This is a genomic window from Kitasatospora sp. NPDC034533 (assembly GCF_055575155.1).
The window spans coordinates 46,546-59,778 of record NZ_JBVITE010000034.1; the positions used below are offsets into that span (position 1 = coordinate 46,546).

The following is a 13,233-nucleotide window of genomic DNA, read 5'->3' on the forward strand; positions in this document are numbered from 1 at the left end:
AAAGAGGAGGATTCCGGGCATGACCAAGAGCACCGCCAAGGCCCCCCTCGCCGGCACCCCCAGCCTGCTGCGGGCCATCAACGACCGCGCCGCCCTCGAACTGCTGCTGGAGAACGGGCCGCTCTCGCGCACCCAGATCGGCGCGCTCACCGGGCTGTCCAAGCCCACCGCCTCGCAGTTGCTGGCCCGGCTGGAGGCGGCCGGGCTGGTCCTGCCGGTCGGCACCACGGCGGGCGGCCCCGGGCCCAACGCCCAGCTGTACCAGGTGAATCCGGCCGCCGGGTACGTCGCCGGGCTGGACGTCACCAACAGCGAGATCCGGGTCGCGATCGCCGACATCACCGGCAGCACGCTGACCGAGCACGCCGTGCCGACCAAGGGCGTGCCGGCCGCCGGGACCGTTCCGGCGGTCGCCGCCGCGGTGGCCGAGGCGGCCCGGGCCGCCGGGATCCCCGCGGGCGGCCTGCGCACCGCCGCGATCGGGCTCGGCGGCGCCCCCGACCCGGTCACCGGCAAGCTGCGCTACGCCTCCCACCTGCCGGGCTGGCACTCGCCGCGGCTGGTCGAGGAGCTGACGGAGGCGATCGGCGCGCCGGTGTCGATCGAGAACGACGTGAACCTGGCCGCCGTCGCCGAGCGCTCCTCCGGCGCCGCGGCCGGCTTCGAGGACTTCGTCCTGCTCTGGGCCGGGGCGGGAGTCGGCGCGGCGATCGTGATCGCCGGGCGGCTGCACCGCGGCTTCACCGGCGGCGCCGGGGAGGTCGGCTACATGCCGCTGCCCGACTCCCCGGTCGAGTGGGACGCCCGCCGCCGCAAGTTCGGCGGCTTCCAGGCCCTGGTCGGCGCGCCCGCCGTCCGGGTCCTGGCCCGTGAGCACGGGCTCGGTGCGGCCACCGCCCAGGAGTCGATCGCCAGGGCGCTGGCCACCCCGGGCGCCGGCGACGCCTTCCTCGCCGAGCTGGCCGGGCGGCTCGCCGTCGGGCTGGCGGTGATCGTCGCCGTCGTCGACCCCCAGTTGGTGGTCCTCTCCGGCGTGGTGCCGACGGCGGGCGGCGAGCGCCTGCGGGCGCTGGTCGAGGACGAGTTGGCGCGGGTCTCGATCGCCCGGCCGCAGGTGCGCAGCAGCGCCCTGCCCGGCTCACCCGTCCTGCTCGGCGCCCTGCAACGTGCCCTGTCCGACGCCCGCGAGGCGGTCTTCTCCACCCACTGACGCTCCGCCCACCGCCTGCTCCCGACCACGCCCCGCCCGCCCACCGACGCTCCCCCTGTCACCTGGCTCCACGGCTCCACCTGCACCCACCTCTCCCCCAACCCCCGATCGCGGGACCCGAGGCAATGAGGCCTGCCCGCGCACCCCCAGGAGGACCCCGAAGTGCACGCCACCACCTCCCGCAGAGGCCGCCGCACCGTCGCCGCCCTCGCCGGCAGCGCCGTCCTGGCCCTGCTCGCCTCCGCCTGCACCGGCTCCGGCGACTCGGGCGGCAACGACGAGTCGGCCGGCGGCAAGGACGTCACCATCACCTTCTGGCACGGTTGGAGCCAGGAGACCGAGACCAAGGCGATCAACGACAACATCGCCGCCTTCGAGAAGGCCCACCCCAACATCCACGTCAAGGCCGTGGGCAACATCCCGGACGACAAGGTCAACCAGGCGCTGCGGGCCGGCGGTGACACCGCGCCGGACGTGGTGTCCTCCTTCACCACCAACAACGTCGGCATGTTCTGCTCGACCAAGGCCTTCGTCGACCTCAAGCCGATGCTCGAGAAGAGCGGCATCGACGCGGCCAAGACCTTCCCGTCCGCGATGCTCGACTACACCCAGTTCAAGGGCAACCAGTGCTCGCTGCCGCTGCTCGGCGACGCGTACGGCCTGTACTACAACAAGAAGGCCTTCGCCGCCGCCGGCATCGCCAACCCCCCGAAGACCTTCAGCGAGTTCGCCGACGCGGCCGCCAAGCTGACCATCGCCGACGGCGACTCGTACAAGCAGCTCGGCTTCATGCCGCTGTACCACGGCTACGAGTCCACCACCGAGCACTACCTCGGCCAGTACGGCGCCGCCTACTTCGGCGCCGACGGCAAGTCGTCCATCGCCACCGACCCGAAGGTCGCCGCGATGCTCAAGTGGCAGAAGGGCCTGGTCGACCAGCTCGGCGGCTACGCCAAGCTGGACAAGTTCCGCTCGACCTTCGGCGAGGAGTTCAGCGCCAAGAACCCCTTCCACACCGGCCAGGTGGCGATGGCCCTCGACGGTGAGTGGCGCACCGCCTCGCTCGCCGAGGACAAGCCCGACTTCGAGTGGGCCACCGCCCCCTTCCCCGTCCCGGACGACCAGGCCGACACCTACGGCCGCGGCTACCAGACCGGCACCATCGTCGGCATCGCCAGCACCAGCAAGAAGCAGGCGGCGGCCTGGGAGTTCGTCAAGTACCTGACGACGGACACCGACGCGGTGGTGAGCTTCGCCAACGCCATCCACAACGTGCCGAGCACCTTCGCCGCGCTGGACTCGCCGAAGCTGGTGAGCGACCAGAACTTCAAGACCTTCCTGGACGTCGCCAGGAACTCCCACTCCGGCACCACCCCGCCGGCCGCCAACGGCGGCGCCTACATCGTCACCCTGCAGAACCTCGGCTACGACTACGAGTCCGGCAAGCAGACCGACCTCCAGGCGGGCCTGACCGCCGCGGCCAAGCAGATCGACACCGACATCGCCCAGGTCAAGTAGCCCGGGAACGGTCCACGGAGCTCCCATGTCACTCGCGTTCGGCACCCGCAAGGGGAACGACAGGGCCGACTCGGGTCCCACCGGCCCGGCGGCGCCCGGCACGCAGCACCTGCTGCGCCGCAAGCGCCGCCGGGAGGCGGCCCGCACCCTCGCCTTCCTCTCCCCCTGGCTGATCGGGTTCAGCGTCTTCTTCGCCTACCCGCTGATCTCCACCGCCTACTTCTCCTTCACCTCCTACAACGGCTTCGGCTCCCCGAGCTTCAACGGCCTGAAGAACTGGGACTACGTCTTCAACCAACTGCCGACGTTCTGGCAGGGCCTGCGCAACACCCTGTGGCTGGTCGTCGTGATGGTGAGCCTGCGGGTCGCCTTCGGCCTGGGCATCGGGATGCTCATCACCAAGGTGAAGACCGGCTCGGGCTTCTTCCGCACCGCGTTCTACCTGCCCTACCTGGCCCCGCCGGTGGCCGCGACCGTGGCCTTCGCCTTCCTGTTCAACCCCGGCACCGGCCCGGTCAACCACCTGCTCGGCGACCTCGGCCTGCCGCAGCCCGGCTGGTTCGCCTCCGAGGACTGGTCCAAGCCCGCGCTCACCCTGCTCGCCATGTGGGGCGTCGGCGACCTGATGGTCATCTTCATGGCCTCGCTGCTGGACGTCCCCAAGGAGCAGTACGAGGCGGCCGAGCTGGACGGCGCCGGCCCCTTCCACCGCTTCCGGTACGTCACGCTGCCGAACATCTCGCCGATCATCATGTTCGCGGTGGTCACCGGGGTGATCCAGACCATGCAGTACTACACCCAGGCCTTCGTCGCCGGGAAGGTCGCCAGCGGCATCGCCGGCAACTCCGGGCAGCAGTTCGAGCCCGGATTCCCGGGCGGCTCCACCTGGACCCTGCCGCAGCTGGTCTACAAGCTCGGCTTCCAGAGCTACAACTACGGCGCGGCCTGCGTCGTCGCCCTGGTGCTGTTCGGCATCTCGATGGCCGTCACCTCGATCCTGCTCCGCCGCCGCTCCGGCTTCATGGCGAGCGACGACTAGCGGCCCGGGAGGACCCGATCATGACCCTTGGCACCACACTCACCGAGGGGCCGGCCACGGCCGTCCCCGCCCGGCCCGCCGGCCCCGCCGCCCGGGCCGCCCGGCGCCGCGCGTTCCTCCACTGGGTGGCCGTGCACACGGTGGCGATCGCCGCCGCGCTGTTCTTCCTGCTGCCCTTCGTCTTCGTCTTCCTCACCTCGGTGATGTCGGACGGGCAGGCGCTCACCACCGACTACTGGCCGGCCGAGTGGCACTGGGGCAACTACAGCAAGGTCTGGGACACCCCCGGCTTCCTCAGCTGGTGGCGCAACACCCTGCTGTACGCCGGGTTCGGCACCCTGCTGACGGTGGTCTCCAGCCTCCCGGTGGCCTACGCGCTCGCCAAGTTCCGCTTCCGCGGCCGCAACCTGGCGCTGATGGGGGTCATCGCGATGATGATGCTGCCCCCGCAGGTCACCGTCATCCCGATGTTCCTGTTCTGGTCCAAGCAGATGGGCATGGACGGCTCGCTCTGGCCGCTGATCATCCCGATGGCCTTCGGCGACGCGTTCTCCATCTTCCTGCTGCGCCAGTTCCTGATGACCATCCCCAAGGAGTACCTGGAGGCGGCCCGGATCGACGGCTGCGGCGACCTGCGCACCCTGCTGCGGGTGGTCCTGCCGATGGCCAAGCCGGCCATCGCGGCGGTCGCGCTGTTCCAGTTCTTCTACTGCTGGAACGACTACTTCGGCCCGCAGATCTATGCGAGCAACAACCCCCGGGCCTGGACGCTCAGTTACGGCCTGGAGTCCTTCAAGGCCGCGCACCACACCAACTGGAACCTCACCATGGCCGCCACCCTGCTGGTGATGGCACCGGTGATCATCCTCTTCTTCTTCGCTCAGAAGGCCTTCATCGAAGGCGTGACACTGACAGGGGTCAAGGGCTGATGTCCGCACTGAAGTTGGCAATCGTCGGCGGGGGTTCGACCTACACCCCGGAGCTGATCGACGGCTTCGCCCGGCTGCGCGACACCCTGCCGATCGGCGAGCTGGTGCTGATCGACCCGGCCGCCGAGCGCCTGGAGCTGATCGGCGGCCTGGCCCGGCGGATCTTCGCCAAACAGGGCCACCCGGCGGCCGTCACGGTGACCGGCGACCTGGTGGCGGGCGTCGCGGACGCCGACGCGGTGCTGCTCCAGCTGCGCGTCGGCGGGCAGGCGGCCCGCAACCAGGACGAGACCTGGCCGCTGGAGTGCGGCTGCGTCGGGCAGGAGACCACCGGCGCCGGCGGGCTCGCCAAGGCGCTGCGCACCGTCCCGGTGGTGCTGGACATCGCCGAGCAGGTGCGCCGGACCAACCCGGACGCCTGGATCGTGGACTTCACCAACCCGGTCGGCATCGTCACCCGGGCCCTGCGGACGGCCGGCCACAAGGCCGTCGGGCTGTGCAACGTCGCGATCGGCTTCCAGCGCAGGTTCGCCGCCCACCTGGGCGTGGACCCGGAGCTGATCCGGCTCGACCACGTCGGGCTCAACCACCTGACCTGGGAGCGCGGGGTGACCCTGCTGGACGCCCCGGGCGCGGCCGGCGGGCGCGAGGTGCTGCCGGAGCTGCTCTCCTCGTACGGCAAGGAGATCGCCGAGGACCTGCACCTGCCGCAGTCCGTCATCCAGCGGCTCGGCGTGGTGCCGTCCTACTACCTGCGGTACTACTACCAGCACGACGAGGTGGTCGCGGAGCTGAGGGAGCAGGGCTCGCGGGCCGCGCAGGTGGCCGAGATCGAGCGGCAGCTGCTGGAGATGTACGCCGACCCGGCCCTGGACACCAAGCCCGAGCTGCTCGGCAAGCGCGGCGGCGCCTTCTACTCGGAGGCGGCCGTCCAGCTGATCGCCGCGCTGCTCGGCACCGGCGGCGGCACCTCGGTGCAGGTGGTCAACACCCTCAATCACGGCGTGCTGCCCTTCCTGCCGGACGACGCCGTGATCGAGGTCCCGGCCGAGGTGGACGCGCGGGGCGTGCGCCCGCTGCCGCAACGGCCCGTCGAGCCGCTGTACGCGGGACTGATCGCCGCCGTCACCTCGTACGAGCACCTCGCCCTCGACGCCGCCCTGCACGGCGGCCGCGACCGGGTCTTCGACGCCCTGCTCGCCCACCCGCTGGTCGGCCAGATCGAGCTCGCCGACCGGCTCACGGACCGGCTGCTCGCCCACAACCGCGAGCACCTCGCCTGGGCCTGATCCGGCCCGCCCCGTGCCCGCCCGGCCCTCGGAGGAGGCGGCCGGGCGGGCACCGCGAGGAGACCGTCCACCCCCGGCCCGGGCATCCTCCGGCCGGGCACCCTCCGGCCGGGCTCCCCGGCCGGGCACCCGGCCGACGACCACGGCCCGGGCCACGTACGAGCGCGGGGACCTGATGACCCACCAGCCCGAACCACTCCTGCCCGGCGTCCTGGCCATCGACGCGGGGAACTCCAAGACCGACGTCGCCCTGATCGGCGCCGACGGCAGCATCCTCGGCAGCGCCCGCGGCGGCGGCTTCGAGCCGCACCGGATCGGCGGCGCGGCGGCGGTCGCCGGCCTCGCCCCGCTGGTCGAGCAGGCCGCCGCCGCGGCCGGTCACCCGGGCTGGAGCGGGGTGCTCACCAGCCACGTGAGCGCCTGCCTGGCCAACGCCGACCTGCCGGTCGAGGAGGAGGCGCTGCGCGAGGCCCTGGAGTCCCACCCCTGGGGACTCGCCAGCACCGTGGCCAACGACACCTTCGGCCTGCTGCGGGCCGGCACCGACGGCCCGCGTGGGGTCGCGGTGGTCTGCGGCGCCGGGATCAACTGCGTCGGCCTGCTGCCGGACGGCCGCACCGCCCGCTTCCCCGCCCTCGGCCACCTCACCGGCGACTGGGGCGGCGGCGCGGGCCTGGCCGCCGACAGCATGTGGCACGCCGTCCGGGCGGAGGACGGGCGCGGCGGGCCGACCGGGCTGGCCGGGGCCATCGCCGAGCACTTCGGGCTGCCCAGCGCCGGCGCCGTCGCCGAGGCCGTCCACCTCGGGCACCTGCCGCGCGGACGGCTGCACGAGATCGTGCGGGTGCTGTTCGCGGTGGCGCGGGAGGGGGACGCGGTGGCGCTGGAGCTGATCGACCGCCAGGCCGACGAGATCGTGCGGCTCGCGGTGGTGGCGCTCGGCCGCCTGGAACTGCTGGACACCCCGACCCCGGTGGTGCTGGGCGGCGGCGTGCTCGCCTCCCGGCAGCCGCTGCTGCTGGACAACGTGACGGCCCGGCTCGCCGAGGCCGCGCCACTGGCCGAGCCGCGCGTCGTCGTCGCGCCGCCGGTGCTGGGCGCGGCGCTGCTCGGACTCGACCACCTGGCGGCGGGCGCCCCGGCGCAGGCCCGGCTGCGCGAGGCGTACGAGGCGTACGAGGTGAACCGGCCGGCGGCCGCCTGACGGCCGCCCACCGACCTCCCTCCCCCGTCGGTCCCGGACACCCCGCGGGGGAGGGAGCCGCCCCGGGCCGGGAACCACGGACCGCTCCCCCGTCGTGTCAGGCGGTGACCACCGTCCGACGCCGCCCGGAAGACCCTCCATGGCCACGCCCCGACTCCTGCTCGCCGCCGCCCTCCTGGCCTGCGCCGGCGCGACCGCCCTCACCGGCTGCACGCCCTCCGACTCCGGCCCGACGGTGACCGCCGCCTCCGCCGCCGCCCTGGCCGACGAGGGGGCGGACGACCTGCTGGACGACGAGGACGAGCTGTTCGAGGACGTGGACGAGGAGCCCTACTCCGCCGCGGCCGGCCCGTCCACCAGCCCCGCCGCGCTCCCGTCCGCCGCGCCCGGCTGCGCCTCGCCCGCCGCGCGCCCCGGCCACGAGGTCCTCGTCGTCGTCACCGCCGACCCGGCCGAACTCACCGCCCGGTCCGCCGGATTCAGCTGCGGCTCCGGCCGCTACGAGCCCACCGGCAGCCCGGTCCACTACGGCTTCGCGGCGGCGGGCGTGACGGCGACCCTGGCCGACGGCGGGCCGGACGTCCCCCTCGACGAGCTGATCGCCCACCTCGACGACTGCCTCGCCGAGCGCGCCCCGGCCGGGCCCGCCGCCTGCCACGGCAACACCTACGACGTGGTGCTGGACTCCCACGGCCGGATCATGCGCATCGCCGAGGTCCCGGGGGCCTGACCTGGGCGTTCACCGCCCCGCGGGGCCCGTTGTGGCCCATACGGTGTAGAAGCGCCTCTCAACTGTTGGCATTCGGCTGCGCTACGCGCATCAACCGCCCCCGAGCTGCGGTCTTTTGACGTTCGCTACGTCCACCGGGGTCTTTGTTGGGGCTGGTCTTACCCTTTGCGTCGTTGACCCGGTTTCGGCGGCTCTGCTTTGCTTCCGGCCGTCGGCGGTCGACCGGCGCCCCATCCCCACACCACTGAACGGCCCGTAGCGGTCCGCCAGTTCCGCCGCGTTGCCGCCGCCGCACCTCCCCCTTCGTCCCCCACCGTGCCCTCGCGCCGCACCCCGGCGCGTCCGGCACCAGAGAGGAACCCTCACGATGGGCATCTCCCCCACCTCCCGCCGGATCCGACTGCGCGCCCTGACCGGGCTCAGCGCCCTGGCCCTGGCCGCCACCGGCTTCGCCGCCGCCCCGGCCGCCCAGGCCGCCCAGGACGACCGGCCGGCCGGCGAGCTCGCCGGGCACTCCCACCCGTACCGGCACGGCGTGCACCCGACCAAGGAGAACGCCGGCCAGGCGGCCAAGGCTGCGAGCAACAACCTGAGCTACGGCGGCGGTGTGGACGGCATCGGCGTCACCACCGGCGCGCCGAAGGTCTACCTGATCTTCTGGGGCACCCAGTGGGGCACCCAGGGCACCAACTCGGCCGGCTACACCACGCTCTCCGGCGACCCGAAGGGCGAGGCGGTCCGGACGCAGCAGCTGTTCAAGGGCCTCGGCACCAACAACGAGACCTGGTCCGGCGTCATGACCCAGTACTGCGAGGGCGTCGCCACCGGCGCGACCAGCTGCCCGACCGGCTCCACCCACGTCGGCTACCCGACCGGCGGCGCGCTGGCCGGCGTCTGGGTCGACGAGTCCGCCGCCGCGCCGAGCCAGGCCAGCGGCTACCAGCTGGCCGCCGAGGCCGTGAAGGCCGCCGGGCACTTCGGCAACACCACGGCCGCCGCCAACCGCAACGCGCAGTACGTGGTGCTGTCGCCGACCGGCACCCACCCGGACGGCTTCAACACCCCCAACGGCGGCTTCTGCGCCTGGCACGACTACAACGGCGACACCACCCTGACCGGCGGCGCCGCCCCCTCCCCGTACGGCGACGTGGCGTTCACCAACGACCCGTACGTGACCGACATGGGCGCCTCCTGCGGCCAGAACTACGTCAACAGCGGCAGCGCGGGCACCCTGGACGGCGTGACCATGGTGTACGGCCACGAGTACTCGGAGACCATCACCGACCAGAACCCGGCGGGCGGCTGGACCGACTCCACCGGCTACGAGAACGCCGACAAGTGCTCCTGGAACGGCGTCGGCGGGACGGGCGGCTCGCAGAACGTGGCCTTCGCGACGGGCACGTTCGCGATGCAGGGCACCTGGTCGAACGGCGTCAGCGGGTGCCAGATCTCGCACGCGATCGTCCACTGACGCTCTGACGCGCCGAGGCGCCGGGGCGGGTCGTGCGGGCCCGCCCCGGCGCTCCGGCGTGCGGCGGCCCGGCTAGGGTGCGACCAGCCCGAACTCGTAGGCCTGGATGACCAGGTGGACCCGGTCGCGGGCGTCGAGCTTGGTGAACAGCCGGGCGACGTGGGCCTTGGCGGTGGCCACGCTGATGGTGAGCTCCTCGGCGATCTCCGCGTTGGACAGGCCCCGGCCGACCAGGGTGAGCACCTCGCGCTCGCGTTCGGTGACGGCCCCGGCGACGGGCCTGCGGGGCCGGGCCGCCGCCCCCTGCGGGCGGGCGGCGAACTCGCCGATCAGCCGGCGGGTGATGCCGGGGGCCAGCAGGGCGTCCCCGGCGGCGACCACCCGGATGCCGTCCAGGATGGTCTCCAGGGCGAGGTCCTTGACCAGGAAGCCGCTCGCCCCGGCGCGCAGCGCGCCGTAGACGTAGTCGTCGTCGTCGAAGGTGGTGAGGACGAGGACGTGGGTGGGCAGGTCCGGGTCGGTGGTGATCCGGCGGGTGGCCTCGATGCCGTCCGTACCCGGCATCCGGATGTCCATCACGGCGACGTCGGGGCGCAGCCGGGCGACCAGCTCGACGGCCTCGGCGCCGTCGCCGGCCTCGCCGACCACCTCCAGGTCGGGGGCGTCGGCGATCAGCACGCGCAGGCCGGTGCGGATGAGCGGCTGGTCGTCGACCAGGACGACGCGGATCACGGTCCCACCTCCAGGGGGAGTTCGCCGGGGGCCCGTTCCGGCAGGGGCAGCCGGGCGGCGACCAGGAAGCCGCCGCCGGGGCGCGGCCCGGCGCTGAACTCACCGTGCAGCAGGGCGACCCGCTCGCGCATGCCGGCCAGGCCGTAGCCGGTGCCGGGGGTGCCGGGGGTGCCGGGGGCCGCCCCGGCGCCCGGGTCGGCCACGGTGACGGCGATCTCCCGCGTTCCGTACTCGACGGTGACCTGGCAGTCCCGGGTGCCGGAGTGCTTGACCACGTTGGTGACCGCCTCCTGGACGATCCGGTAGGCGGCGAGGTCCACCTCGGCCGGCAGCGGGCGGGCCGCGCCGCGCCGGGTGAGCGCCACCCGGACCCCGGCGCCCGCCGCCTTCGCCACCAGATGGTCCAACTCGCCCAGCCCCGGCGCCACTTCGAGCGGCGCGGCCTCGCCCTCGCCCTGTCGCAGCGCGCCGAGCATCCGGCGCAGCCCGGCCAGGGTCTCCCGGCTGGTGGCCTCGATCGCCTCCAGGGCCCGGCGGGTCTCGGCGGGCTGGGTGTCCATGACCCGGCTGCCCACGCCGGCCTGGATCGCGATGATGCCGATGCTGTGGGCCACCATGTCGTGCAACTCCCGGGCGATCCGCAGCCGTTCGGCGGTGATCGCCTGCTCGGAGGCCCGGCCGCGCAGCGCCTCGGCGTGGGCGCGGCTCTGGTGCACGGTGTTGCCGGCCAGCCAGGCGATCAGCACGGTGGCGGCGAGGCCCACGTAGGCGAGCGGGTTGACGGGGTAGTCGTCGACGACGCCCCGGAGCAGCAGCCCGGCGAGGGTGGCGAGCGGCAGCGCCAGGGCGCTCAGCGAGACCCGGCGCGAGCGGGTGGCCGCGCAGTAGCCGACCACCCCGTCGGCGATCAGGAACTGGAGCCCGGCCGTCTCCGGGACGGTCCGCATCCCGAGGGCGAAGACGCCGCCCGCGAGCGCCACCGCGATGGCCGCCAGCGGCAGCCGGACCAGCAGTGCGGCGACCAGCGTGGTGACCACCGCGGTGACCACCAGCGGCATGTCCTCGGGGTTGCCGTGGTACTCGAACAGGTGGCGCAGCTCGTCCTCGCGCGTGAAGAGGCGGAAGACGACCAGACCCGTCCAGAGCGCCCCCACCCACACGCCCACGGGCAAACGCCTGAGCAGCGGCGGACGGGGTTCGGTGATCATGACGCGATGCTAGCCGGGGCCCGTCCGGCGGCGCATCGGCCCGGGGGCGTAAGCCCGGGGGAGGGTGCGGCGGCCTCCCGTTGTGGCCCGCCGCCCGATGCCCGGCGGGGCCCCCGACCGGCAGCGTTGTGCCCGTGATCGAGATCGAACGACTGACCAAGCGGTACGGCGCCACCACGGCCGTCGACGGGCTGACCTTCACCGTCCGGCCGGGCGCGGTGACCGGCTTCCTCGGCCCCAACGGCGCCGGCAAGTCCACCACCCTGCGGATGATCCTGGGCCTGAACACCCCCACCGAGGGCACCGTCACCGTGGCCGGCGCGCCCTTCGCCGAGCGGCCGCGCGGCCTGCGGCACGTCGGCGCCCTGCTGGACGCGGGGGACGTGCACGGCGGGCGCAGCGCCCGGGCGCACCTGTCGGCGCTGGCCCGCGGCAACCGCATCCCGCTGGGGCGGGTGGACGAGGTGCTGGCGGAGGTCGGCCTCGGCAAGGCCGCCGGGCGGCGGATCGGTGGCTTCTCGCTGGGCATGAAGCAGCGTCTGGGCATCGCGGGCGCGCTGCTGGGCGACCCTCCGGTACTGCTGTTCGACGAGCCGCTGAACGGGCTGGACCCGGAGGGCGTGCTCTGGGTGCGCGGGCTGTTCCGGCGCCTCGCGGACGAGGGACGGACGGTGTTCGTCTCCAGCCACATGATGGCGGAGATGGAGCACACCGCGGACCGGCTGGTGGTGATCGGCCGCGGCCGGCTGATCGCCGACGAGAGCCTCGCCGAGTTCTCCGCCCGCGACGCGGCCTCCTCGGTGGCCGTACGCTCTCCCGAACTCGGCCTGCTGGAGCCGTTTTTGCTGGCGGATGGAGCCGAAGTGAGGCACTGCGAGCCGGAGTTCGGGATCGTCACCGGGCTGCCCGCCGCGCGGATCGGCGAACTCGCCCTGCGGCACGGCGTGGTGCTGCACGAGCTGGCCACCCGGACGTCGTCGCTGGAGTCGGCGTTCATGTCCCTGACCGCCGGCAGTGTCGAGTACCCGGCTGGAGGGACCCGATGAGTGCCACGGCCGTTCGTCCGGAGGAACCGGCCCCCCGGTTCCTCGACCTGCTCGCCGCCGAGTGGATCAAGCTGCGCTCGCTGCGTTCCACCTACTGGGTGCTGGCGCTGGCCTCGCTGGTGGCGATCGCCGTCAACGTGAACGCCGTCCACACCGACCTGACGTACATCGACCACCCTCCGCCCCGGCCGCCCGGGCAGCCCCCGTACACGTACGACCCGCTGTTCCACGGCCTCGGCAGCATCGCCGGCGACCTGATGGCGGTCGCGGCCGGCAGCCTCGGGGCGATCACCGTGTTCGGCGAGTACACCACCGGCCTGATCCGCACCACCTTCGCCGCCGTCCCGGACCGGCGGGGCGTGATCGCGGCCAAGGTGCTGCTGATCGGCGGGATCACCGCGCTCGCCGGGCTCGTGGTGTCGGTGGTCTCCTTCCTCACCGTCAACGCGATGCTGGCCTCCCGGCACGTCGGCCTCTCCCTCGCCGACGAGGGCTGCCTGCGGGCGGTGCTCGGTTATGCGGCGATCGTGCCGGTCTGCGCGCTGATCGGGATGGCGCTGGGCGCGCTGCTGCGGCACGCCACCGCGTCGATCGTGTCCCTGGTGATGCTGCTGTTCGTCCTGCCGATGATGTTCGGCGGCGACCGCTACCGGTGGCTGAAGGAGATCGGCACCCATCTGCCGACGGCCACCGTGCAGCGGCTCACCATCAACCCCAACTCCACGGTCACGATGGGCAAGTACGCGCCGAGCGTGCTGGACTCCTGGATCACCATGGGCGTCTGGGCGCTGGTCGCCGTGGCGGTGACGGTGGTCGCGGTGCGGCGCCGGGACGTGTGACGAAGAGCCCCCGGGCTC

Annotated in this window: 12 protein-coding genes; 10 read left to right on the forward strand and 2 right to left on the reverse strand. The window is 73.4% G+C overall.

Annotated elements, in window-relative coordinates:
• The first annotated feature begins 19 nt into the window (after nucleotides 1-19).
• The 8 genes from ACZ55U_RS22875 to ACZ55U_RS22910 all read left to right on the forward strand — a co-directional run bounded on the left by ACZ55U_RS22875 (nucleotide 20) and on the right by ACZ55U_RS22910 (nucleotide 9,390).
• Nucleotides 20-1,210 (forward strand): ROK family transcriptional regulator, encoded by a 1,191-nt coding sequence (locus ACZ55U_RS22875; RefSeq protein ID WP_465528361.1) that lies wholly within the window; start codon nucleotides 20-22, stop codon nucleotides 1,208-1,210.
• A 162-nt stretch (nucleotides 1,211-1,372) separates the two neighbouring features.
• The gene (locus ACZ55U_RS22880; protein ID WP_465528363.1) at nucleotides 1,373-2,728 is read left to right on the forward strand and encodes an ABC transporter substrate-binding protein; all 1,356 of its coding nucleotides are present in this window, start codon (nucleotides 1,373-1,375) and stop codon (nucleotides 2,726-2,728) included.
• Between the two features lie 25 nt (nucleotides 2,729-2,753).
• Complete coding sequence (locus ACZ55U_RS22885) at nucleotides 2,754-3,767, forward strand: carbohydrate ABC transporter permease (protein WP_465528365.1); 1,014 nt, start codon at nucleotides 2,754-2,756, stop codon at nucleotides 3,765-3,767.
• 20 nt (nucleotides 3,768-3,787) lie between these two features.
• A complete protein-coding gene (locus tag ACZ55U_RS22890; protein ID WP_465528367.1) occupies nucleotides 3,788-4,696 on the forward strand; it encodes a carbohydrate ABC transporter permease in 909 nt (302 codons plus the stop codon).
• An 8-nt stretch (nucleotides 4,697-4,704) separates the two neighbouring features.
• On the forward strand, nucleotides 4,705-5,985 hold the full coding sequence (locus ACZ55U_RS22895; protein ID WP_465528428.1) for a 6-phospho-beta-glucosidase: 1,281 nt from the start codon (nucleotides 4,705-4,707) through the stop codon (nucleotides 5,983-5,985).
• A gap of 175 nt (nucleotides 5,986-6,160) precedes the next feature.
• The gene (locus ACZ55U_RS22900) at nucleotides 6,161-7,189 is read left to right on the forward strand and encodes an N-acetylglucosamine kinase (RefSeq protein WP_465528369.1); all 1,029 of its coding nucleotides are present in this window, start codon (nucleotides 6,161-6,163) and stop codon (nucleotides 7,187-7,189) included.
• A 139-nt stretch (nucleotides 7,190-7,328) separates the two neighbouring features.
• Nucleotides 7,329-7,919, forward strand: coding sequence for a hypothetical protein (locus tag ACZ55U_RS22905; protein ID WP_465528371.1), 591 nt, complete (start codon nucleotides 7,329-7,331; stop codon nucleotides 7,917-7,919).
• Between the two features lie 367 nt (nucleotides 7,920-8,286).
• Nucleotides 8,287-9,390: a hypothetical protein gene (locus ACZ55U_RS22910; protein WP_465528373.1), complete on the forward strand. Its 1,104-nt coding sequence runs from the start codon at nucleotides 8,287-8,289 to the stop codon at nucleotides 9,388-9,390.
• 72 nt (nucleotides 9,391-9,462) lie between these two features.
• On the opposite strand, the gene ACZ55U_RS22915 is transcribed toward ACZ55U_RS22910, so the two are convergent.
• Nucleotides 9,463-10,122, reverse strand: a complete 660-nt coding sequence (locus ACZ55U_RS22915) for a response regulator (RefSeq protein WP_465528375.1) — start codon at nucleotides 10,120-10,122, stop codon at nucleotides 9,463-9,465.
• A complete protein-coding gene (locus tag ACZ55U_RS22920; protein ID WP_465528377.1) occupies nucleotides 10,119-11,330 on the reverse strand; it encodes a sensor histidine kinase in 1,212 nt (403 codons plus the stop codon). Before ACZ55U_RS22920 ends, ACZ55U_RS22915 begins: the two co-directional genes overlap by 4 nt.
• Nucleotides 11,331-11,464: 134 nt before the next feature.
• On the opposite strand from ACZ55U_RS22920, the gene ACZ55U_RS22925 reads away from it, so the two are divergent.
• Together ACZ55U_RS22925 and ACZ55U_RS22930 are read left to right on the forward strand one after the other, a co-directional pair.
• Entirely contained in the window at nucleotides 11,465-12,376 is a 912-nt protein-coding gene (locus tag ACZ55U_RS22925; protein WP_465528379.1) for an ABC transporter ATP-binding protein, read from the forward strand.
• Nucleotides 12,373-13,215: an ABC transporter permease gene (locus ACZ55U_RS22930; RefSeq protein ID WP_465528381.1), complete on the forward strand. Its 843-nt coding sequence runs from the start codon at nucleotides 12,373-12,375 to the stop codon at nucleotides 13,213-13,215. The genes ACZ55U_RS22925 and ACZ55U_RS22930 overlap by 4 nt, the downstream gene beginning before the upstream one ends.
• Nucleotides 13,216-13,233: the final 18 nt, after the last annotated feature.